This is a genomic window from Candidatus Poriferisodalis sp. (assembly GCF_965208895.1).
GTDB lineage: Bacteria > Actinomycetota > Acidimicrobiia > Acidimicrobiales > Poriferisodalaceae > Poriferisodalis.
Window position 1 is genome coordinate 4,357,288 of sequence record NZ_OZ242363.1, and the last position, 24,339, is coordinate 4,381,626.

7 protein-coding genes are annotated in these 24,339 nt (G+C 68.3%); 6 read left to right on the forward strand and 1 reads right to left on the reverse strand.

All coding sequences use genetic code 11. The annotated features are described in order from the left end of the window. Positions 1-197 precede the first annotated feature (197 nt). From ACOGJB_RS19510 to ACOGJB_RS19535, 6 genes are all read left to right on the forward strand, one after another. Entirely contained in the window at positions 198-7,421 is a 7,224-nt protein-coding gene (locus ACOGJB_RS19510; RefSeq protein ID WP_419838733.1) for a S8 family serine peptidase, read from the forward strand. 98 nt (positions 7,422-7,519) lie between these two features. Beyond that, positions 7,520-14,095, forward strand: coding sequence for a S8 family serine peptidase (locus tag ACOGJB_RS19515; RefSeq protein WP_419838734.1), 6,576 nt, complete (start codon positions 7,520-7,522; stop codon positions 14,093-14,095). A gap of 200 nt (positions 14,096-14,295) precedes the next feature. Next, on the forward strand, positions 14,296-20,526 hold the full coding sequence (locus tag ACOGJB_RS19520; RefSeq protein WP_419838735.1) for a S8 family serine peptidase: 6,231 nt from the start codon (positions 14,296-14,298) through the stop codon (positions 20,524-20,526). Between the two features lie 159 nt (positions 20,527-20,685). Next, on the forward strand, positions 20,686-20,964 hold the full coding sequence (locus tag ACOGJB_RS19525; protein ID WP_419838736.1) for a hypothetical protein: 279 nt from the start codon (positions 20,686-20,688) through the stop codon (positions 20,962-20,964). After that, positions 20,964-21,353: a helix-turn-helix domain-containing protein gene (locus ACOGJB_RS19530; RefSeq protein ID WP_419838737.1), complete on the forward strand. Its 390-nt coding sequence runs from the start codon at positions 20,964-20,966 to the stop codon at positions 21,351-21,353. Before ACOGJB_RS19525 ends, ACOGJB_RS19530 begins: the two co-directional genes overlap by 1 nt. A 6-nt stretch (positions 21,354-21,359) precedes the next feature. Continuing rightward, positions 21,360-22,955 carry an AMP-binding protein gene (locus ACOGJB_RS19535; protein WP_419838738.1) on the forward strand — a complete coding sequence of 532 codons (1,596 nt, stop codon included), beginning with the start codon at positions 21,360-21,362 and terminating at the stop codon, positions 22,953-22,955. Positions 22,956-22,979: 24 nt separating this feature from the next. On the opposite strand, the gene ACOGJB_RS19540 is transcribed toward ACOGJB_RS19535, so the two are convergent. Continuing rightward, positions 22,980-24,242 (reverse strand): alpha/beta hydrolase family protein, encoded by a 1,263-nt coding sequence (locus ACOGJB_RS19540; protein ID WP_419838739.1) that lies wholly within the window; start codon positions 24,240-24,242, stop codon positions 22,980-22,982. Between the last annotated feature and the right edge of the window lie 97 nt (positions 24,243-24,339).

Here is a 24,339-nt window from a genome sequence, read left to right on the forward strand (position 1 = left end):
GCAGCAACTTGGCCGCCGCCTAGTCACGGGCGTCCTCGTCGCAGGGAGCAAGGTTGTCAGATGCTCTCTTGTCGAGCCGTGGGCGCGAGGGCGTCTTTGCTTGTCTGGTGGGCGCAGTCTGCGGGTCCGCTGCCGCGAGTTGTCTGACGGGCGTGGTCTGCGGGTCCGCTGCGGTGGGTGAATTAGGTTGAGGGGTCATGGTGGTCAAGGCCCGGGCTGTTCGAGTCAACGTTTTCTGCTTGGTGTTGGCGCTGTTGGGCGGGGTGCTGGCCGGTGTGCCCGCGGTGGGCGCGTCACAGCAGTCCGCGTCGGCACAGCAACCGCGGACTCCGCTCGACGCCGAGAGCGAGCCGTACAGCGCCGACCTGCACAGCGCCGAGTCGACGACGAATCGGGCGCCGTCCGCGGCAGGTGGCGAGCCCTCAGCGCCTGACGGCGATCTTGCGCCGACGGAACCCGCGCCGGGTGACGGGGACGGGCTGGTTCCTGAGGACGATTTGGCCCCTGAGGACGGCTTGGGCGCTCCAGAGCTGGGCGAGGCGGTGCAGGAGTTGGGGGTCACGGATCTGGTGGGACCCGACGGCGTGTGGATCATGCATGACGGCGGGCGTGAGGTGCCGCTGCGCCTGCTGGATGCAGCGGAAGTAGCGGAGCTGGGCGAGGTCCGGTCGTTGGCGGCGTCGTCGGCGGCGAGCGCGTATGCGCCAGCGGCGGCTGGGAACGCGTCGGGGGCTTCGGCGTCGGGGGCCGGTGCGGTGGCGAGGCCCGACACTTGGTTCGTGTCTGACACCGGGCAGCCGCATCTGTTGGTGGGCGGTGTGAACGTGCTGTTCGGTCAACATGTGGGCGGGCCGGCTATCGAGGCGGTGTGGGGCCGCCATGGCGTCGCGCCGGGGCGGGTGTCGCCGCTGGGCGAGTTGCCCAACGCGTTCTTGGTGAGGACGGTGTCGGACGCTGAGTCGCTGCGTTTGGCGGACGCGTTGTCGGCGGAGCCGGGTGTGGAGGCCGCGGTTCCCAACATGTTCACGCCGTTCGAGGTGGGGCAGGTCGCGACGGACGTGGAGGTTTCTAACTATGCGTCGCAGACGGCGGCTGCTCAGAGGCGTTGTACCAAGTACACCAGCCTTTGGGCTGATGAGCTGTCGAGCTGCCAGTGGTATCTGGACGCGTCGGGCGACTACCGGTATGACGCGGCCACCAATCCCCGCTGGCAGGTGAGGGATCCGGTGGCCGACCTCAACCTCGGCGATGCGTGGTCGACGACGATGGGGGCCGGGGTGACGGTGGCGGTGGTCGATCGCACATGGAATCCGAACCACGAGGACCTGGTCGACAACGCGGACACAGCCCGGAGCACGAACTGGGGCGGCTTCACCTCGGAGACCACCAGGAGCGGCGCCCATCACGGCACTGCGGTTGCCGGGGTTGTGGGCGCCCGCGACAACGCGGTCGGCGGGCGCGGCGTCGCGCCCCGGGCCACGCTGGTGAACTACAACCTGTTGGACGACTTCTCCACCGCGCGGGAAGTCACAGCGCTGACGCTCAACATCGAGACCATGGCGGTGGTCAACATGAGCTACGGGGCCAAGAAGTGGCCGGGGCTCGCGCGGAAGGGCGAGTTATATCGGCGGGCTTTGGAGACCGGCCTCGAGCAGGGATTCGGCGGCAAGGGGACCTCCTATGTGAAGGCGGCCGGCAACGGCCGCTCATTTGGTTCACGACGCTACTGGTCGACCTTGGAGGCCGCGAACAACCATCGCGCCATCATCTCGGCATGTGCGGTGAACTCGGCGGGGACAACGGCGAGGTACTCCGAAGAGGGCACGAATCTGTGGGTGTGCGGGCTGTCAGATGCCGAGGGCCAAGCGGGGATCTTGGTGCCCGTGGGCAACAATCACTACCGCGACACGTTCGGCGGGACCAGCGCGGCTGCGCCGATGGTGTCGGGGGTGATCGCGTTGATGCGCAGCGCGAACGCCGAGTTGACGTGGCGGGATGTGAAGGTGATCTTGGCCGACACTGCGCGCAAGGTCGACGCGCAGGACTCGGGCTGGATGAGCGGCGCCCGGAAGTACAGTTCGTCGGGGCCGGTGGCCGAGACCTATTCGTTCAACTACCAGTACGGGTTCGGTTTGGTGGATGCCGAGGCCGCGGTGGCTGCCGCGGCGAGTTGGGCGCTGTTGCCCCCGATGCAGACCTTCACGGCTACGCACTTCGGCCAGGTGCCGCTGCCGGGACGCGGTGATGAGATCGAATTGGCCCTGGATTTGCAGACGAGCATCGATTTCACCGAGCACGTCAAGGTCACCGTCGGCGGCGACATATCGGACTTCCGTGACTACCGGTGGACGCTGGTGTCGCCAACGGGCACCGAGTCTCTACTGGCCCCAGAGGCCAACGGGTGCTGGGCGCGCATGTGCTCGTTGCGGGCGGGCAACTTCGATTTCGGGTCGTCGCGTCATCTGGGCGAGAACGCGAGGGGTACGTGGAAGCTGAGAGTCCAGCGCATGCCGACGACTCCCAACTGCTCGAGCCCTTCGAACTTCAGCTCCCGGTTTTGGTACGACTGGTTCTGCGACGACAGCTTCTGGGAGGTCATCAGCTGGTGGGGCGTCGAGGTGACGGGGCACGCAGGCGGGCCGACGGAGCCGGTTTCTATGTCGGTCGCGGCGGCGAGCGTCGCGGAGGGCGGGAGCGTGGACGTGACGGTGTCGGTGGGCGGTACCGCCCCGACCGAGGATCTGGTGGTGCCGTTGACGTTGACCGATGTTGCCGCTGAAGCGGGTGCAGACTTCTCCGCGCCCGCGTCGGTGACGGTTCCTGCGGGGTCTTCTTCGGCGACGGCCCAGATTTCGGTCCACCAGGACAGCATTCACGAGGGTCCTGAGAGGTTCGCGGTAAGGCTGGGCGTTTTGCCGTTGGGGTACCGTCCCGAGTCGGGGCTGGCGGTGGTGACGATCGCCGATGACGATCCGCTGCCGGTGCTGTCGTTGCACGCTGCGAGTGCATCGGTGGCCGAGGGCGGTTCGGTGGATGTGGCGGCGCGGCTGAGTGGTTTGTCGTCTGAGGATGTGACGGTGACGTTGGCTGCGGCTGCGGTGGCGCCGGCGGTGGCCAGTGATGGGTGGCTGGCCTCGCCGGCTGTGTTGAGGGTCCCGGCGGGGTCGACGGCGAGTTCGGGGTCGGTGGCGTTCGCGGCGTCGCAGAACGATGTGTACCAGCTGTCGGGGTCGGCGGCGAAGACGTTCGAGGTGTCCGCGACCGCCCGCGGCGGCAACGGCGTGGCCGACCCGGCTGCGGTCTCGTTGAGGATTGACGACGACGAGTCCGCCCCGGTGGTCTCGATCGCGGCGGGCGCGGCTGTGGCGGAGGGCGCGGCGGCGGAATTCACGTTGACTGCCAGTCCGAGGCCGTCGGCTGATCTGGCGGTGGGTGTGACGGTGGCTCAGCAAGGGGCGTTCGGCGTCACGACCGGCGTGCGGTCGGTCACGATTCCCGCGTCGGGCAGCGCGGTGTTGGCGGTGAGGACCATTGACGACTCGGCCGCAGAGCCTGATGGGTCGGTCACGGTCACGGTGGCTGCGGGGGTCGATTACACGCCGCCGTCGTCATCGGCGAGCGTGGCGGTGTTCGACGATGACAGGGCGAGGCCGCGGGTTTCGATCGCCGCGGGCTCCGCTGTCACCGAGGGTTCTGCTGCGGAGTTCACTGTTGCTGCGTTCCCGGCGCCGTCGGCTGATCTGGCGGTGAGCGTGACGGTGTCCCAGCAGGGCGCATTCGGCGTCGTTGTGGGTACGCGGTCGGTGACGGTCCCCGCTTCAGGCAGCGTTGTGCTGTCGGTCGCGACAACAGATGACTCGTTCGGCGAGCCCGACGGGTCGGTCATCGTGGCTGTGGCCGACGGCCTCGCCTACGACCTCGCCGCGGCCGCTACGGCGACGGTTGTGGTGGCCGACGATGACGGCGGGCCGGTGCCTGTGGCGGTTTCTTTGTCGGTGGGGGACGCGTCGATTTCTGAGAACGGGGGCGCGACCGATTTCGAGATTGCTTTGAGTCGGGTGCTGGTGGCCGGTGAGACGGTGAGGGTGCCGATCACGGTGACGGGAGTCCCGGGCAGCGATTGGTTGTTGGGCGACCCGACGGGGCCGGGCGTGAAGCGCACCGGCTATGGCAGCACCACCGCGGTGGAGTTCAGCGTGGGCGGGCGCACCGCGGTGATGCGCTTCGAGGCGATCGACGACGACGCGGAGCTTGACCGGCCTATCACGTTCTCGTTCGGCACCGGAACAAGATCTGTGACCCATACCGGGGTCGCCGGCGGCGTCGCAGTGGGTGGGCCGGTCACCGTCACTATCGCCGACCACGACCTCCCGCCGGTGTGCGACGGCCCGCCGACGGTGTCGGTGGCCGACGCGACCGCGCTGCGGGGAGAGGACTTCGAATTCCGTGTCACTCTCAGCTGTCGATTCAGCCGTGTCTTGGTGGCTCACTATTACATCGGTCGCGGCAGCGAGATCGACGGGGCGACCCGGAGTGTCACGTTCGGGCCGGGCGACACATCCGCGACGGCCAGCGTGCCCACCAAGGACTCCGACAAGGTGAAATTTCAGGTGGTATACGCGCCGGGCGCCGCGAACGCCCTCGGTGTGCCCGCGGCCGTCGGCACCGTGATCACCACCCCGCCGGTGGTCACTATCGCAGCCGGTGCCGATGTCACCGAGGGCGCCGCCGTGACGTTCACCATAACCGCGGTCCCCGCGCCGGCAAGCCCGATCACCGTCACCGTGGACATCTCCCAGACCGGCGACCTCGCCTACCGCCCGTGGCGGCGAACCCTCGTGTTGAGCAACGGCACGGCGACTTTCTCCGTCGCGACCCGCGACGACAGCATCGACGAGCCCGACGGCTCGGTGACAGCCACGCTGGCCGACGGCGCCGGCTACGACGTGGGCACCAGCAGCACCGCGACCATCAATGTCGCCGACGACGACGGCCCGTCGTCGGTGGTCACCATCACGGCCGGAACCGACATCACCGAGGGCCACAGCGCGACGTTCACCGTCACCGCGGCCCCCCCGCCGGCGAGTCCGATCGCGGTGGATGTGATGGTGTCGGCGGTGGGGGACTTCGGCGCGACGACCGGCGCCCGGACGGTGACGGTGCCGACTGGGGGGTCGGCGACGTTCGCGGTCTCTACCTTCAACGATGCCGTCGACGAGGCTGACGGGTCGGTCACGGCGACTGTGGTGGACGGCGCCGGCTATGACCTGGGCGCGGCCAAGACCGCGACGGTCGCTGTGGCCGACGACGACGGCCCGTCGTCGGTGGTCACCATCACGGCCGGAACCGACATCACCGAAGGCCACAGCGCGACGTTCACCGTCACCGCGGCCCCCCCGCCGGCGAGTCCGATCGCGGTGGATGTGATGGTGTCGGCGGTGGGGGACTTCGGCGCGACGACCGGCGCCCGGACGGTGACGGTGCCGACTGGGGGGTCGGCGACGTTCGCGGTCTCTACCTTCAACGATGCCGTCGACGAGGCTGACGGGTCGGTCACGGCGACTGTGGTGGACGGCGCCGGCTACGACCCGGGCACCAGCAGCACCGCCACGGTGGTCGTCGCAGACGACGACGATCCGCCGCCGCAGGTGGACATCACGGCCAGCTCGGGGGGAACCGAGGGCACCAGCGCAGTCTTCACCATCACCGCGGCGCCGCAGCCGGCGGCCGACCTCGATGTGGCTGTGGCGATCACCTCAGCAGGCGGTTTCGGCGTCACGGCCGGAACGCGGACGGCGACGATCTTGTCGGGCACCACTCAGGCGACGCTGACCATCGTCACGGTCGACGACGGCGACGACGAGCCAGACGGCAGCGTCACCGCGACGTTGGTTGCAGGCAGCGGCTACACCGTCGGCCCGCTGGCGTCGCGGAACGCGCCGATAACCGACGATGACGATCCGCCGCCGGTGATCCCCGAGATCAGCATCGCTGCTGCTGGTGGCGTTGTGACCGAGGGTGCTGGTGCTGTATTCACGGTGACCGCGAGCCCGCCGAAGCCTGAGGCTTTCGATGTCAGCGTGACGGTGTCAGCGTCGGGCGAGTGGGGTGTGGCTGGGGGCTCGCGGACGGTGAGCTTCGCGGCGGACGCTGCGACGGCGACGCTCACCATCCCCACCGTCGACGACTCCGTGGACGAGGCCGACGGCTCTGTCACGGTGTCGTTGGATGCGCCTGCGGCGGATGCGGGGTACACGGTCTCCGCCGCTCGGGGCACTGCCGCGGTTGCGGTGTCTGATGATGATGTGGATCCGTTGACGGTGTACATGATCTTCTTTGCGAGGTCGATCGACGAGAACGGCACGGGCTATGACAATCAGGCGCAGTTCGCCATTGCCCCCACGCGTGCTTTGCGGTCGTGGGAGAAGCTGACGGTGCCGTTGAGCGTGACCGGCGGCGAGGAGGGCACGCATTGGACGATGCGCGACCTGAACGATCCCGACGCGGTGTTCGCGAACGAGTTCGAGGTGACGTTCGGGCCCGGCGACCCCGGTGTTGTGCTGGAGCCGGGTGATCAGCGTGTCGAGTTGATGTTGACCGCCGTGCCCGACAGCGACTGGGTCGATCAGGAGATCACTGTGTGGTACGGCACCGGCGCTCGGGCGCCGTCGCTGAACGGCAGCACCGAGGGGGTGACGTTGGGCATCTCGTGGGGTCCCGACGGCGTCGAGCGCGCCAACGGTTCCACCACCGTTGTCATTATCGACAGCGACGAGCCGCCCCCGCAGATCGACATCACCGCTGCCGCAGGCGGAACCGAGGGAACCGACGCTGTGTTCACCATCACCGCGTCGGCACCCACAACAGCCGACCTCGACGTGGCTGTGGACATCGCCTCAACCGGCGACTGGGGCGCAACCGCCGGCACCCGCACCGCGACGATCCCCCAAGGCAGCACCCAAACCACCCTCACCATCGCCACCGTCGACGACGACACCGACGAGCCCGACGGCACCATCACCGCCACCCTCGCCGCGGGCAGCGGCTACACCATCGGCTCCCACGCGTCGCGAGCCGCGCCGATCTCCGACGACGACGATCCGCCGCCCGAGCCCGCCGTCGCGGCCTGTGTCGGCAAGCCGACTGTCTCTGTCGCTGACGCGACGGCCGCACGAGGCGACGACCTCGAGTTCGTCATCAGCCTCAGCTGCCGCTCCACGAGTGCTGTCACCGCGTACTACTTCATCGCTCACGGCGGCAGCTACGGCGCAGGCGACCTCGTCACCATCGCCAGCGGCGACATCGACGCCACCGTGACCGTCCCCACCGCCGGGGTCAACAGCACCATCGAACTCCACATCCTCTACACGATCGGCGCCGCCAACAACACAGCCAAAGCCACATCCACCATCACCAACTGACGTCCCGCCAAGCGTCTGTCGGAAGCGAAGTATTGAGCGCCAAGCAGACCCACGCGCCCGCAGGCGTGCATTATTATTCAATGATTGTGAGAGGTTCGATGCGGTTCTTGCGATTGACAGCAGCTGGCATGGCGCTGGCGCTGCTGGGCGGGGTGCTGGCCGGCGTGCCCGCGGTGGGCGCGTCACAGCAGCCCTCGTCGGTGACGCAGCAGCAGATCCTGCTCGACGCCGAGGGCGAGTCGAACAGCGCCGCCTTCCAGACCGCCGAGCCGACGACGAATCGGGCGCCGTCCGCGACAGATGGTGAGCCCACCGCTCCAGGCGGCGGTTTTGCGCTGCCTGATGCGCCGCTCGGCGTCGAGGACGTTCTTGCCCCAGAGGACGGGTTGGCGCCCGAAGACGGCTTGGCGCCAGAGGACGGGCTCGGAGGTCCGGAGCTGGGCGAGGCCGTGCAGGGGTTGGGAGTCTTGGACTTGGTGGGGCCCGACGGCGTGTGGGTCATGCGTGACGGTGGGGGCGAGACTCCGCTGCGCTTGTTGGACGCGGCCGAGATAGCGGAGCTGGGCGAGGAGCGTTCGTTGGCGGCGTCTGTGGCGGCGACTGCGTACGCGCCCGGTGCGGGCGACTCGAATGCGTCCGGGGCCGCGGCGGGTTCGGCGGCGAAGCCGGACACATGGTTCGTGTCCGATGCCGGCGAGCTGCTCCTGCTGGTCGGCGGTGTGAACGTGCTGTTCGGATTGCAGGCGCGCGCTCTCGACATCGATGCGGTGTGGGAGCGCCACGGGGTCGCGCCGGGGCGGGTGTCGCCGCTCGGCGAGCTGCCCAACGCGTTCTTGGTGAGGACGGTGTCGGACGTCGAGTCGCTGCGTCTGGCGGACGCGCTGTCGGCGGAGCCCGTGGTCGACGCCGCGGTTCCCAACACCTTCACACCCTTCGAGGAAGGGCAGACCCTGTTGAAGGCGCCCGACAGCTCATCCTCGACGTTGGCGGATGCCAGGCAGCGATGCAATCTCTACGACGACCTCTGGGCCGACGAGCTGTCGAGTTGCTCGTGGCACCTCGACGCGTCTGGCGACTACAGGTTCTCCAAGCGGTGGGAGGCGGTGCAGGTCAGCGATCCGGTGATCGACATCAACATCGACGATGTGTGGTCCACCACGATGGGGGCCGGGGTGACTGTGGCGGTTGTGGATCGCAACTGGACAGCGACTCACGAAGATCTCAGGGACAACGCGGACACCAGCCGCAGCACGAACTGGGCCGGATTCACCTCAGAGGCGGACCCGCGGCACCACTATCACGGCACCGCGGTTGCCGGCGTTGTGGGCGCCCGCGACAACACCGTGGGCGGGCGGGGCGTCGCGCCTCGCGCCACCTTGGTGAACTACGACCTGTTGGACAACTACTCACTCGCGAGGGAAATCGAGGCGCTGACGCTCAACAAGGCAACCGTGGCCGTGGCCAACCACAGCTATGGCACTCGGCCTCGGTCGGGGCTTGCTCCGGAACCGTCGATTTGGCAGCGGGCACTGGAGACAAGCCTCGCGCAGGGTTTCGGCGGCAAGGGGACTTCCCACGTGAAGTCGGCCGGCAATGGCCGCGACCCTGATTCCCGGCGCTACTGGTCAGCCTTGGAGGCCGGAAACAACTACCGCGGCATCATCTCGGTGTGCGCGGTGGCGTCTTCAGGGCTATCGGGAAGTTTCTCCGAGGAAGGCTCCAACCTGTGGGTGTGCGGACTGGCCAGGGACGCGGGCCAAGCGGGAATCTTGACGACCGTGGGCCAGGACGTCTACTACGCCCATTTCGGCGGAACCAGCGCGGCTGCGCCGATGGTGTCGGGCGTGATCGCGTTGATGCGCAGCGCGAACGCCGAGTTGACGTGGCGGGATGTGAAGGTGATCCTGGCCGACACTGCGCGCAAGGTCGACGCGCAGGACTCGGGCTGGATGAGCGGCGCCCAGAAGTACAGTTCGACGGGTCCGGTGGCGCAGACGTACTCGTTCAGCTACAAGTACGGCTTCGGACTGGTGGATGCCAAGGCTGCTGTGGATGCCGCGGTCGGATGGACGCTGCTGCCTCCGATGCAGACCTTCACGGCTGCACACAACAACGAGGTGTCGCTGCCGGCGCGCGGCCAGACGGTGGAACTGGCGCTCGACCTGCAAACCGCCATCGAGTTCACTGAGCACGTCAAGGTATCCGTGTCCCTCGACACAGCCGATGTCCGCGACTACCGGTGGACCTTGGTGTCTCCGACAGGCACCGAATCTCTCTTGGCGCCCGAAGCCGAAATCTGCAATGTGAGATCGTGCTCGATGCGGGGCTTGTTCGATTTCGGGTCGTCGCGTCATCTGGGCGAGAACGCGCGGGGTACGTGGAAGCTGAAAATTCAGCACATGCCGACGGACCCTGACTGTGCCGACCCCGCCTTCAAGACTCATTCCCGCTACGACGAATTCTGCGACGCCGGCTTCAGGGAGGTCCTGCGCTCGTGGAGCGTGGAGGTGACTGGGCATTCGAGCTCGTCCACGGTGCCGATTTCCCTGTCGGTGGCTTCGCCGAATGCTGCCGAGGGCGGGAGCGTGGATGCGACGGTGTCGGTGGGCGGTGCTGCGCCGACCCAGGACCTGGTCGTCCAACTGGCGTCGTCGGATGTGAGTGCGCAAGCGGGCGCCGATTACTCGGTGCCCGCGTCGGTGACGGTGCCGACGGGGTCGACGTCGGCGACTGCGACGATCTCTCTCCTCCAGGACAGCATCCATGAGGGCCCTGAAACATTCACGGTGAGACTGGGGCCTATTCCGCAGGGGTACCGGCCCGCGTCGGAGCCGGTGACAGTGGCCATCGCCGATGACGATGCGCTGCCGGTGCTGACCTTGCACGCGGCGAGCGCATCGGTGGTCGAGGGCGGCTCGGTGGCGCTGTCGGCACGCCTGAGCGGCGCGTCGTCGAAAGATGTGGCTTTGGATCTGTCTGCGACGCCGGTCGCGCCGGCTGTGGCGTCGGACGGGCAGCTCGGCTCGCCGGCCGTATTGAGGATCCCAGCGGGGTCGACGGCAAGCTCGGGGACGGTGGCGTTCGCGGCGTCGCAGAACGAGGTGTACGAACTCTCGGGGGCGACGGCGAAGACGTTCATGGTGACGGGGATCGCGGCGGGCGGAAACGGCGTCGCCAATCCGGCTGCGGTCGCGGTGGGGATCGACGACGACGACCCTGTCCCGAGTATCTCCGTCACCGCGGGACCGGCGGTCGCCGAGGGTTCGGCGGCGGAGTTCACGCTCACCGCTGTCCCGGTGCCGTCGGCTGATCTGGCGGTGAGCGTGACGGTGGCCCAGCAGGGGGCGTTCGGTGTAACGGTGGGCGTGCGGACGGTCACCATCCCCACCTCGGGCAGCGCGGTACTGGCGCTGAGCACGACTGACGACTCCGATGCGGAAGCCGATGGGTCGATCACCGTGACAGTCAACGCAGGCACCGATTACACACCGCCAACGTCGCCGTCGAAGATCGTGGAGGTGTTCGACGACGACACCGCGAGGCCGTTGGTGTCGATCGTTGCGGGCAGCACCGTCGTTGAGGGTTCGTCGGCGAAATTCACGGTCAGCGCCAGCCCGGTGCCGTCGGCTGATCTGGCGGTGAGCGTGACGGTGGCCCAGCAAGGGGCGTTCGGCGTCACAACCGGCGTGCGGACGGTCACGATCCCAGCGTCGGGCAGCACGGAGCTCGCGATCGCGACCACCGCTGATTCGATCAGAGAGCCCAACGGGACCATCACCGTCACGCTGGCTGACGGCTTCCGCTACGACCTCGCGCCGTCGGCGGCCGCGACGGTCGCTGTCGTGGATGATGTCCACGCTGTCGCGCCGGTGAACGTCTTGTTGTCATCGACGGATGCGTCGGTGTCTGAGAACGGCGGCTGGACGGATGTGAAGATCGCTTTGAGCCGGACACTGTTGGACGGCGAGACGGTCAGCGTGCCTATCACGGTGACCGGGACGCCGGGCAGCGATTGGACACTGGGCGACCCGGCAGAGCCGGGCGTCACACGCACGGGCCAGGGTGCGACCACCGCGGTGGAGTTCGGCCCCGGCGGGCGCACCGCGGTGATGCGTTTCGAGGCCGTCGACGACGACGCGACCGTCGACCGGCCCATCACGTTCGCGTTCGGCACCGGCGCCCGCGCCCCCTCCCACACTGGTGTGATCGCCGGCATCACGCTCGGTGCGGCGCTCACTGTCACCATCACCGACCACGACCAGATGCCTGCGTGCACCGGCAGGCCGACGTTGTCGGTGGCTGATTCGAGTGCGGCGCGGGGCGGGACTTTGGTGTTCAGGCTCAGTCTGAACTGTCGTGCGACTGGTTCGGTAGTGGCGCACTACTACCTCGTGCGCGACGGCGATATCGTCGGGAATACGCAAAAAGCCACTTTCGAGCCCGGCGACACGCACGCGACGGCGAGCGTGCCTACCAAAGACTCCGACAGGGTGAAGTTGCAGGTCGCATGGGCCCCCGGCGCCGCGAACGCCTTCCGTGTGCCCGCGGCCATCGGCACCGTCATCACTACCCCGCCGGTGGTTTCCATCGCGGCTGGTGCCGATGTCGCCGAGGGCGGCAGTGCGACCTTCACCGTCACCGCGGCGCCTTCGCCGGCACGTCCGCTTGCGGTGTCGGTGTTGGTGTCGGCTGTGGGAGACTTCGGTGCGACGACCGGTGCGCGGACGGTGACGGTCCCGACCTCGGGATCGGCGACGCTGGCTATTGCGACTCGTGATGACGGGGTCGACGAGGCGGACGGGTCGGTGACCGTGGCGCTGGTGGACGGCACCGGCTATGACTTGGGCACCAAGACGTCTGCGACTGTCGGCGTCGCTGACGACGACGATCCGCCGCCGCCGGTGGTGAGCATCACGGCCGGCTCGGGCGGCACGGAGGGCACCAGCGCGACGTTTACCGTGACGGCGTCGTCGGCGCCGGCGGCGGACCTGGAGGTGGCTGTGACGGTTGCTGCTTCGGGCGATTTCGGTGTCGCAACCGGAACGCGTACTGCGACGATCCTCGCGGGCACTACCGGGGCGACCTTGACCGTTGCCACCGCAGACGACAGCGTCGATGAGCCTGACGGGTCGGTCACTGCCACGCTGGCGGCGGGCAGCGGTTACACGATCGGCCCGCTGGCGTCGCGGACGGTGCAAGTCGCAGACGACGACGATCCGCCGCCGGTGATCCCCGAGATCTCGGTGACTGCGGCTGGTGCTGTGACTGAGGGTTCTGGTGCGGTGTTCACGGTGACCGCGAGCGAGCCGAAGTCCGCGGCTTTCGATGTCAGCGTGACGGTGTCGGCGTCGGGCGAGTGGGGCGTGGCTGAGGGTTCGCAAATGGTGAGCTTCGCGGCGGGCGCGGCGACGGCGACGCTGACGGTCCCAACCGTCGACGACAGCGTCGACGAGGCCGACGGCAGCGTATCGGTGTCGCTGGATGCGCCCGGCGCGGATGCGGGCTACACGGTGTCGGCCGTGCAGGGCACAGCCGCGGTGCGGGTGGTTGATGATGATGTGGATCCGTTGACGGTGTACATGATCTTCTTTTCGACGTCGATCGACGAGAACGGCACCGGCTATGACAATCAGGCGCAGTTCGCCATTGCTCCGACGCGTGTTTTGCGGCCGTGGGAGACGCTGACGGTGCCGTTGCGGGTGACCGGCGGCGATGAGGGCACGCATTGGACGATGCGTGATCGGAATGATCCTGATGCGGTGTTCGCGAATGAGTTCGAGGTGACCTTCGGGCCGGGTGTCGACGGTGTTGTGCTGGAGCCCGGCGACCAGCGTGTCGAGCTGGTGTTGACGGCTGTGGCGGACAGCGACTGGGACGATCACGAGATCACTGTGTGGTACGGCACGGGCGCTCGGGCGCCGACGCTGAACGGCAGCACCGAGGGGGTGACGTTGGGTATTTCGTGGGGTCCTGACGGCGTCGAGCGCGCCGACGGTTCCACCACCGTTGTCATTATCGACAGCGACGAGCCGCCCCCGCAGGTCGACATCACCGCCGCTGCGGGCGGCACCGAGGGCACGGCTGCGACGTTCACGGTCACCGCGTCGGCCCCGACGACAGCCGATCTCGACGTCGCCGTCGACGTTTCCTCAACGGGCGAGTGGGGCGCTGCGGTCGGGCAGCGGACGGTGACGATCCCCAAAGGCGCCACCCAGGCCACCCTCACCGTCGCCACGACCGATGACAGCGTCGACGAGCCTGACGGGTCGATCACTGCGACACTCGCTGCGGGCAGCGGCTACGAGATCGGCCAGCAGGCGACACAGAGCGCGCAGATTCTCGACGACGACGACCCGCCGCCCGAGCCGGCCGTCGCGGCATGCACCGGCAAGCCGACGGTCGCCGTCGCCGACGCGACTGCAGCGCGAGGCGACGACCTCGAGTTCGTGATCAGCCTGAGCTGCCGCTCGACGGGTGCTGTCACTGTGTATTACTTCGTCTCCCACGGCGGAGGCTTCAGCGCAGGCGACATCGTCACCATCGACAGCGGCGACACCGAGACGACCGTGAGTGTGCCCACCGCCGGGGTGAACAAGGCCATCGGGTTCCATGTGCTGTACACGATCGGCGCCGCCAACAACACCGCCCAAGCCACATCCACCATCACCGACTGATTCATCATCGACGGGCTCCGCCCCGCCAGTGTCCGCCGTCGTGGCGCAACTTGGTCGCCGCCTGCTCCCGGGCACCCTCGCCGTAGGGGCGAGACTGTCCGGTGCTCTCTGGTCAAGCTGTGAGCGCCAGAGCGCTCTTGCTTGTCTGTTGGGCGTGGTCTGCGGGTCCGCAGCCGTGAGTGGATTATGGTTGTGGGGTCATGGTGGTCAAGGCCCGGCCTGTTCGAATCACCGCTGCCGGCTTGGTGCTGGTCCTCTGGTGCGGGGTGCTGGTCGGCGTGCCCGCGGCGGGCGCGTCACCGCAGTCCTCGTCGGCGCAGCAGCCGCGGACCTCGCTCGACGCTGAGGGCGAGTCGTACAGCGCCGTCCTCCAGACCGCTGAGTCGACGGTGAATCGGGGGCCGTCCGCGACGGGTGGTGAGCCTTCGGCGCCTGACGGCGATCTTGCGCCGCCGGACGCCGAGCCAGGTGCCGGGGACGGGCTGGCGCCTGAGGACGGTTTGGGCGCTCCGGAGTTGGGCGAGGCGGTGCCAGAGTTGGGGGTCACGGATCTGATGGGCCCCGACGGCGTGTGGATTATGCATGACGGCGGGCGTGAGGTGCCGCTGCGCTTGTTGGACGCAGCCGAGATAGCGGAGCTGGGCGATGCCCGGTCGCTGGCGGCGTCTGCGGCGGCGAGCGCGTATGCGCCTGGGGTGGCTGGTAACGCGTCGGGGGCTTCGGCGTCGGGTGCCGCAGCGGCGGCGAAGCCTGACACCTGGTTTGTGTCCGACACCGGACAGCCGCATCTGTTGGTGGGCGGCGTGAATGTGCTGTTCGGTCCGCATGTGGGCGGGCCGGCAATCGAGGCGGTGTGGGACCGCCACGGTGTCGCGCCCGGACAGGTGTCGCCGCTGGGCGAGTTGCCGAACGCATTCTTGGTGAAGACGGGGTCGGACGCAGCATCGCTGCGTCTGGCCGACGCGTTGTCGGCCGAACCCGGTGTCGACGCCGCGGTTCCCAACACGTTCACGCCGCTCGAGGTGGGGCAGGGCTCGCGAATATCCGCGGACGGCGTTGCCTCGGACACGGCGGCTGCGAGGCGGCGGTGTACCAAGTACACGAGCCTTTGGCCCGACGAGCTGTCGAGCTGCTTGTGGCATTTGGACGCGTCCGGCGACTACCGGTATGACGAGACCAATGATCTCCGTCGGCAGGATCCGGTGGTCGACATCAACCTCGGCGATGTGTGGTCCACGACGATGGGGGCCGGGGTGACAGTGGCGGTGGTGGACCACACCTGGAATCCGGCGCACGAGGATCTCCGCGACAACGCGGACACCAGCCGGAGCACGAACTGGGGCGGCTACACCTCAGAAGTCGAGGGGTGGAGTGGCGGACCTCACGGCACCATGGTTGCCGGGACTGTGGGGGCGCGCGACAACACCGTGGGCGGGCGCGGCGTCGCCCCCCGGGCCACGCTGGTGAACTACAACCTCCTGGACAACTACTCCGCAGCTCGAAAAGCCGAGGCACTGACTTTCAACATAGGCACGGTGGCGGTGGCCAACCACAGCTATGGCACCCCTGTGAAACGAGGACTTGATCGGGCGGGCTCCATTTGGCAGCGGGCACTGGAGACCAGCCTCGAACAGGGTTTCGGCGGTAAGGGGACTCCCCATGTGAAGTCAGCCGGCAACAGCCGCGTTGCAGGCTCCCGACGTGTCTGGTCGGGCCTGGAGGCTGCCAACAATTATCGCGGCATCATTTTGGCATGCGCGGTGGCACCCTCGGGGCCATTGGCAAGTTACTCCGAAGAAGGCCCCAGTACGTGGGTGTGCGGACTCGCAGGGGACTACGGCGAGGCGGGGGTCTTGGCGCCCGTGGGCGACAATCACTACCGCGACGGCCTCAAGGGCACCAGCTTCGCTGCGCCGATGGTGTCGGGGGTGGTCGCGTTGATGCGCAGCGTGAACGCCGATTTGACATGGCGGGACGTGAAGGTGATCTTGGCCGACACCGCGCGCAAGGTCGATCCGCAGGACTCGGGCTGGATGAGCGGCGCCTCGAAGTACAGCTCGGCGGGGCCGGTGCCCATGTCGTACTCGTTCAGCTACAAGTACGGCTTCGGTCTGGTGGATGCCGATGCGGCGGTCGATGCCGCGGCCAGTTGGGCGCTGCTGCCTCCGATGCAGACTTCCACGGCTTCGCATACCGGCGATGTGTCGCTGCCGGGGCGCGGAGCGGAGATCGAGCTGGCCCTTGATGTGCAGACGGCCATCGATTTCACCGAGCACGTCAAAGTCACCGTCGTCGGCGACATATCGAACGTCCGCGCCTACCGGTGGACCCTGGTGTCGCCGACAGGAACCGAATCCCTCCTGTTGCCGGAGACTGACGGGTGCCGCGCTCACTCGTGCTCGTTGCGGGGCTCGTTCGATTTCGGGACATCGCGCCATCTGGGCGAGAACCCGGGGGGGACATGGAAGCTGAGAATCCGGCGCATGCCGACGCTGCCCGACTGCACCAGTCTTGCCGCCTTCACGCGCAGCTTGGCAAGGAGTTGGTACGACTTGTACTGCGTCGACGGCTTCAGGGAGATCCTCAGCTCATGGAGCGTCGTGGTGACGGGGCACACGGGCGTGCCCACGGAGCCGGTCACGCTGTCAGTCGCAGCGGCGAGCGTCGCCGAGGGCGGGAGTGTGGATGTGGCGGTGTCGGTGGGCGGCCCCGCCCCGGCCACCGATCTGGTGGTGCCGCTGGCGTTCGCCGGTGTGAGTGCTGAGGCTGGTGCCGACTACTCGGCGCCCGCCTCGGTGACGGTGCAAGCGGGTTCGTCGTCGGCGACCGCGACGATCTCGATCGCCCAGGACAGTGTGTACGAGGGCCTCGAGACGTTCGCGGTCGGGCTGCGCGGTCTGCCGCTGGGGTATCGCCCCGAATCGGGGCTGGTGGTGGTGACGATCACCGACGACGATCCGATGCCGGTGATGTCGTTGCACGCCGCGAGCGCGTCGGTGGCCGAGGGCGGCTCGGTGGCGGTCACGGCGCGCCTCAGCGGCTTGTCATCGAAGGACGTGACCGCAGACCTTTCTGCGACGGCGGTAGCGCCGGCAGTGGCGTCGGACGGGCGGCTGGGCCCGCCGGCTGTGCTGACGATCCCGGCGGGCTCGACGGAGAGTTCGGGGTCGGTGGCGTTCACGGCAGCGCAGAACGATGTGTACGAGGTGACCGGGTCGACGGCTAAGACGTTCGAGGTGTCCGCCGCTGTCCGCGGCGGCAACGGCGTGGCCGACCCGGCGGCGATCACGGTGAGGATCGACGACGACGAGTCCGCCCCGCTGATCTCCATAGCGGCGGGCCCCGCTGTCGTGGAGGGTTCCGCCGCGCAGTTCACCCTCACCGCCATCCCGACGCCGTCGGCTGATCTGGCGGTGAGCGCGTCGGTCGCCTCACAGGGGGCGTTCGGCGTCTCGGTGGGCGCGCAGACGGTCGCGATTCCCGCTTCGGGCCGCGCGGTGCTGTCGGTCGCAACCGCCGGCGACTCGATCAGCGAGCCCGACGGGACCATCACCGTCACGCTGGTTGACGGCCTCGACTACAACCTCGCCCCGTCGGCGGCCGCGACGGTCGGAGTCAGGGATGACGACGGCGGCTCGGTGCCAGTGAGGGTCTCGCTGGCGTCGGCGGACGCGTCGGTTTCTGAGAACGGCGGCTGGACTGATGTGGAGATCTCTTTGAGCCGGACGCTCTTGGACGGCGAGACGGTCAGCGTGCCGATCACGGTGACCGGGACGCCGGGCAGCGACTGGACGCTGGACGACCCGACAGGTCCGGGCGTGACCCGCACGGGCTACGGCACAGCCACCGCGGTGGAGTTCGGCCCCGGCGGGCGCACCGCGGTGATGCGTTTCGAGGCCGTCGACGACGACGCAACCGTCGACCGGCCGATCACGTTCGCGTTCGGCACCGGCGCCCGCGCCCCCTCCCACACCGGCGTGCTCGCTGGCATCACGCTCGGCGGGGCGCTCACCGTCACCATCACCAACAACGACCTGCCGCCTGCGTGTGCGGGCAGGCCGACCGTGTCGGTGTCCGATGCTGCCGCGGCGCGGGGCGATGACCTCGAGTTCGTCATCAGCTTGAGCTGCCGCTACAGCGGCAGCATCACGGCGCATTATTACGTCTGGTACGGAGACTTCGGGTCCCCCACCGAGTCGGTGACGTTTGTCAGCGGTGACATGTCGGCGACGGTGAGGGTGCCCACCGTCGACGTTGGTGAGGTCTTCCTCAGCGTGGTGTGGGCGCCGGGCGCGGCCAACGCCCTAGCGCAGCCCAGAGGAACCGGCACCGTCACCGAAACCCTGCCGGTGGTCAGCATCGGCGCCGGCGCAGACGTCACCGAGGGTCACAACGCGACGTTCACCGTCACCGCGGCTCCCGCGCCGGCGCGGCCGCTTGCGGTGTCGGTGTCGGTGTCGGCGGTCGGGGACTTCGGCGCGACGACCGGCGCTCGCATGGTGACGATCCCGACTTCAGGATCGACGACCCTGTCGGTCTCTACCGCTGACGACAGCGCCGACGAGGCCGACGGGTCGGTCACCGTCACGCTGATCGATGGCGCCGGCTACGACCTGGGCGCTGACAAGGCCGCCACGGTCGTCGTGGCCGACGACGACGACCCGCCGCCGCAGGTGGACATCACTGCTGGCTCGGGAGGCACCGAGGGCACCGATGTGGTGTTCACTATCACCGCGGCGCCGCAGCCGGCAGCCAACCTCGATGTGGCCGTGGCCATCACCGCATCAGGCGATTTCGGCGTCACAACCGGAACACGCACCGCGACGATCTCGTCGGGCACCACCCAGGCGACCCTGACCATCGCCACCGCAGACGACGGCGACGACGAGCCCGACGGCGGCGTGACAGCCGCCCTGATTGCGGGCAGCGGCTACACCGTTGGCCCGCTGGCGTCGGAGACCGCGCCGGTAACCGACGACGACGACCCGCCGCTGGTGATCCCCGAGGTCAGCATCGCTGCTGCTGGGGATGTGACCGAGGGTGCCGACGCGGTGTTTACGGTGACCGCCACCCCTGCGGCGGCGGTGCAGGTGGCGGTGACGGTGACCACGGCGGGCGACTACGCTGCCGCCGGGCCGCGCACCGTAAACGTCCCCTCGGGCGGCACCACGACGCTCACCATCCCCACGACCGGCGACAGCACAGACGAGGCCGATGGCTCTGTCACGGCCACGTTGGACGCTCCGGGTGCGGATTCGGAGTACACGGTGTCGGCCGCTGAGAGCACGGCCGCGGTTGCGGTGTTTGATGATGATGTGGATCCGTTGACGGTGTACATGATCTTCTTTGCGACCTCGATCGCTGAGGACGGCGCCGGCGATGACAGTCAGGCGCATCTGAGGATCGCGCCGACTCGTGCTTTGCGGTCGTGGGAGACGCTCACGGTGCCGTTGAGGGTGACCGGCGGCGATGAGGGCACGCATTGGACGATGCGCGATCTGAATGATCGCGATGCGGTGTTCGCGAATGAGTTCGAGGTGGTCTTCGGGCCGGGTGATGACGGTGTTGTGTTGGAGCCGGGTGATCAGCGTGCTGAGTTGGTGTTGACGGCTGTGGATGACAGCGACTTCCTCGATCAGGAGATCACTGTGTGGTACGGCACCGGCGCTCGGGCGCCGACGCTGAACGGCAGCACCGAGGGTGTGACGTTGGGCATCTCGTGGGGTCCTGACGGTGTCGAGCGCGCCGACGGGTCCACCACCGTTGTCATTATCGACAGCGACGAGCCGCCCCCGCAGATCGACATCACCGCCGCGACCGGCGGCACTGAGGGCACGGCTGCGACGTTCACGGTCACCGCGTCGAAACCCGCAACAGCCGACCTCGACGTGACCGTGGATGTCGCCTCGGCGGGCGAGTGGGGCGCGACCGTCGGCACGCAGACGGTGACGATCCCCCAAGGCGCCACCCAAACCACCCTCACCATCGCCACCGTCGACGACGACACCGATGAGCCCGACGGCACCATCACCGCCACCCTCGCCGCGGGCAGCGGCTACACCGTCGGCCAGCAATCGACACAGACCGCGCACATCACCGACGACGACGATCCGCCGCCCGAGCCCGCCGTCGCGGCCTGTGTCGGCAAGCCGACTGTCTCTGTCGCTGACGCGACGGCCGCACGAGGCGACGACCTGGAGTTCGTGATCAGCCTCAGCTGCCGCTCGAGTGGTGCGGTCACCGTCTACTACGCCGTCGCACTCGACCGCAAACTCGGCAACGTCGTCACCATCACCGTCAACAGCGACGAAACCGGCGCAACCGTGAACGTCCCCACCGCCGGCATCGACGCAGACATCGAATTTCACATCGTGTACCTCATCGGCGCCGCCAACTACAGAGCCAAAGCCACATCCACCATCACCGACTGACGTCGCGACATGTGTGCCTCGCAGCGCACACGGACGGTTCGAGCCCCACGCTCTCCGCGAGGCACTGGAGAGTTGCAAGTTGTTCCCGGAGTGGGTACTATTTCTAGCAGCGCCGGTGACCCCCGTCGGCGCTTCCCCTCACCTCCAGGAGCCAGCCCCATGGCCGTTCTCGATTCCGTCCGTGAAATGCAGGACCGCACCCTCGAGCAGATGAAGACCGCCCAAGAGCAGTTCGTCTCGATGAACGAGCGTGTTGCCGAGGCATGGCTGTCCGCCGTCCCGGCGATGTCCTCGCCGTTCGCGGAGTACCTGCCCAAGCCCACCGAGATGATCGACACCTACTTCAGCTTCCTGGGCCAGATGCACGAGGCCAATAAGGACTGCGCTGCGCGCATCGCCGCTGCGTGGGAGCGCGCCAACGAGGACGCTCAGGCCTGATGGCCGCTTCCGACCCTGACGTCGCTGAAGCGGACGATCAGAGGTCGGCGAGCCCATTTCCCGGTTTCGACCAGCTTGGCGGCTTCATCCGCGCGCAGCGCGAGCTGATGGAGCTCAGCCAGCGTCAGCTGGCCAAGATGGCCCAGCTGTCGAATCCGTACCTCAGCCAGATCGAGCGCGGGCTCCACGAGCCGTCGGTGCGGGTGTTGAAAGCACTTGCTGAAGCGCTGAACGTGCGGGCAGCCACCCTGCTGTCGTACGCCGGCCTGATGGACCGTGAAGATGTGCCGACCGTGGTCGAAGCAGTCCAAGCCGATCCGAGCCTGACCGATGAGCAAAAGGCAGCCCTGCTGGGCGTCTATCGAAGTTTCGACGCCGGCGGGGACTGAGCTGCGGTGATCGGGTCCGTCACTGCCGGCGACAGCATGTGGAACGTCGCCTTGCGCATGGGTGCTGTCGACGCGGCCTTGAACTCAGCACGCTGGTGGGCGTCGGTGCGCTGGGGCCTCGGCACTGCGGCGTCCGTGTCCGCGGCAGCGCTTCGGTTCGGCGGCCGCGCCGCCATCGTCGACGACGACGGAACGATCGACTATCGCACGCTGGACCGTGCAGCGTCGAGCGTCGCCGTTCGCATGCGCGCTGCGGCAGTTGGGCCCGATGGCGGCCTGGCTGCCGTCGGCATCCTGTGCCGCAACCACCGGTGGTTCGTGACCGCACTGGTTGCCGCCGAGCGGGCCGGCTGTGACACGGTGCTGCTGTCGACGGCACTCCCGGCATCGAACCTGGCCGAGGTCTGCGAGCGCGACGACATCGCCGTGATCGTGGCCGACCAGGAGTTCTCCGAGGTCATCGCGCAGTCGGGCACGAACGCAAGGGTGTTCGTGGCCGATGGAAACGGTCCCGATGCCATGGCGCCCATCGCCGCCGAGGGATTGCGATGCTCGCCCCCGAGTCGCCGACCGAAGCTCGTGCTGCTGACGTCTGGCACCACCGGCGCCCCCAAGAGCGCCGTTCGCACGCTGAAGACGACTCGCGTCGGCGGGGTCGGGATGCTGCGGCGCGTGCCGTACCGCCTCGGCGACCGCTACTTCGTCGCGTCGCCGCTCTTTCACGCCTGGGGTCTCAGCCAGCTCGCCGTCGGGCTGGCCACAGCCAGCACGATCGAAGTCAGGCAGCGCTTCGAGGCCGCGGAGATCGGCCAGCTGCTGTGCGAGCACCGCTACGACGCGCTTGTCGTGGTGCCGCTGATGCTGCGCCGCATTCTGGAACTGCCGATCGACCCCGCGTCGGTGCGCAGGCCCCGCATGGTGCTCAGCAGCGGGAACGTCCTCTCCGGCGAGCTCGCTCGCGCTTGGATGGACCGCTTCGGCGACGACCTCTACAACGTCTATGGCTCCACCGAGACGGCCATCGGGACCATCGCAGATCCCGCCGACCTGCGTGCCGCGCCCGGCACCGTCGGCCGCCCGCCCGACGGGGTAACGCTCACGATTCTCAGCGACGACGGCATGCCGGCGCCCAGAGGCACCCCGGGCTGGGTCCATCTCGCCAGCACGGCGCAGTTCCTCGGCTACACCGACGGGAGCGACGGCGACCGGGCCGGCACGCTGATGGCCACCGGCGATATCGGTCGGCTCGACAAAGACGGTCGGCTTCATGTCTCGGGACGAGCCAACGACATGATCGTGACCGGCGGCGAGAATGTGTTCCCTTCCGGCGTCGAGGAGGTGCTCGGACGCCACCCTGGCGTCGAGATCGCCGCCGTCGTCGGCGTGGACGATCCCGAATTCGGTCAGCGTGTTGCAGCGTTCGTGGTGCCGCGCCAGCGGCAGCGCGTGGATGCCGACATGCTGCGCGCATGGGTCGCCGAGAGCCTTCCGAGCTTCATGGTGCCGCGCGACATCCACTTCGTCGACGCACTGCCCATGACCACCACCGGCAAGGTGGTGCGGCATCGGCTGGCGGTGCTGGGACAGTCCGAACGCGTCTAACCGCTGTTGGCTGCGGGTGGGCGGTCAGCGTGGCGGTGCTGCTGGCAAGCGGCCGAACGTCTCCGTCGCTGCGCGGTCCACGTAGCGGGAGACCTCGCGCTCGAACGGGTAGGAGAGGTGCGAGCCCTGGTACCACGCCATGTCGGGCCGCTCCCAGTGCTCCCATAGCGTCTTGACGTTGCCGGGCCGAACCCAGCGGTCGAGCAAGCCAGCGAAGATGTAGCGCCGATCACGCGGGACCTTGCAAGGCAGCGACAGCGGCGACACCACCGAGAGGATCTGCTCATACGGCTCCCAGGACAGACCCCACTGCTCATAGAAGGGGGGCAGCAGCGGTTCGACCTGCCGGCGGGTGCCGCGTGCCAGGTCGCTCTCGGGGACACCGGCGATCACGGCAGCCAGGTCGTCCTCCAAAGCGGCAGTCATCGCCGCCATGTAGCCGCCGAGCGATATGCCTGACACGGCAACCGACGGCGCCTCGTGCTGGTCGCGCACCCAGCCGATCACCCGCCGGATGTCCCAAGCGCCCTGCGCGACCGTGAACACCGTGTTCATGGCGCCCGCGTGGATGACCCGGGAACCGCTCACGCCGATCGACCGGGGTCCGTGCAGCGGCAGTACCACTGCGATCACGTTCAGGCCCCAGCGTCGGTGCAAGCGGTTCGCGTACAGCATCCACATATCCAGCTGCGGCTCGCCGGTGCGGTAGCCGTTGACGGCCACCACCCAGGGACGTGGCTGATCGGGATGCTGCAGCATCCATGCGTGCGTGGTGCGTACCGGCCGGTAGCTCATCCAGCGCTCGCGTCCGGGTTCGCCGGGCCACGGCTCGAACTCGCTGGTGAAGCGAACATGCCAGAAGTCCGCATCGCCCGCCGAGGTCGCGCCGATTTGCACGCCGCCGTCGAGCGGCGGGGGAGTGCGGTGGTACGCGGCAGGGTCTTCCAGCCAGCCGCGGTCGGCATAGTGCCGGTGTGCCTCGGCGAGCTCGGAGCGGAGTCGCTGCCGGAACGGCCCGTCGGGAATTCTCATGCGGGCCGAGGCCAGCTCGAACTGGATCGACCATTCGTCGATCATCCATTTCCACGCGGCGGCGGGCGTCTGACGCACTGCAGGCAGGTCGTCCTCGCTGTGGCCCCGGATCCACTCGGCCACCGAACCGGCCGCCCGGTAGCCGGCGCGCAGCGGCGCAGGTGCTGCCATGCGACGCATGCGAGACCGATCTTGTGGCGTCTTGGCATCGGTGCCGGTCATGGCGCCGGGATCCTTGTTGCGGCGTGCACCCAAGGGAGCATCTTGCCGTCGTCACTCATGTTGTCTCACGTCCTCGTTCGCTGCGCTCACGGAATCCTCGCGGTCCCGGCGTTGCTCGGCGACTCTGCTG

What these genes read in the sequence shown, in the direction of transcription:
- ACOGJB_RS19510 (WP_419838733.1), top strand. Translation starts at nt 198, where the DNA reads ATGGTGGTCAAGGCCCGGGCTGTTCGAGTCAACGTTTTCTGCTTGGTG.
- ACOGJB_RS19515 (WP_419838734.1), top strand. Translation starts at nt 7,520, where the DNA reads ATGCGGTTCTTGCGATTGACAGCAGCTGGCATGGCGCTGGCGCTGCTG.
- ACOGJB_RS19520 (WP_419838735.1), top strand. Translation starts at nt 14,296, where the DNA reads ATGGTGGTCAAGGCCCGGCCTGTTCGAATCACCGCTGCCGGCTTGGTG.
- ACOGJB_RS19525 (WP_419838736.1), top strand. Translation starts at nt 20,686, where the DNA reads ATGGCCGTTCTCGATTCCGTCCGTGAAATGCAGGACCGCACCCTCGAG.
- ACOGJB_RS19530 (WP_419838737.1), top strand. Translation starts at nt 20,964, where the DNA reads ATGGCCGCTTCCGACCCTGACGTCGCTGAAGCGGACGATCAGAGGTCG.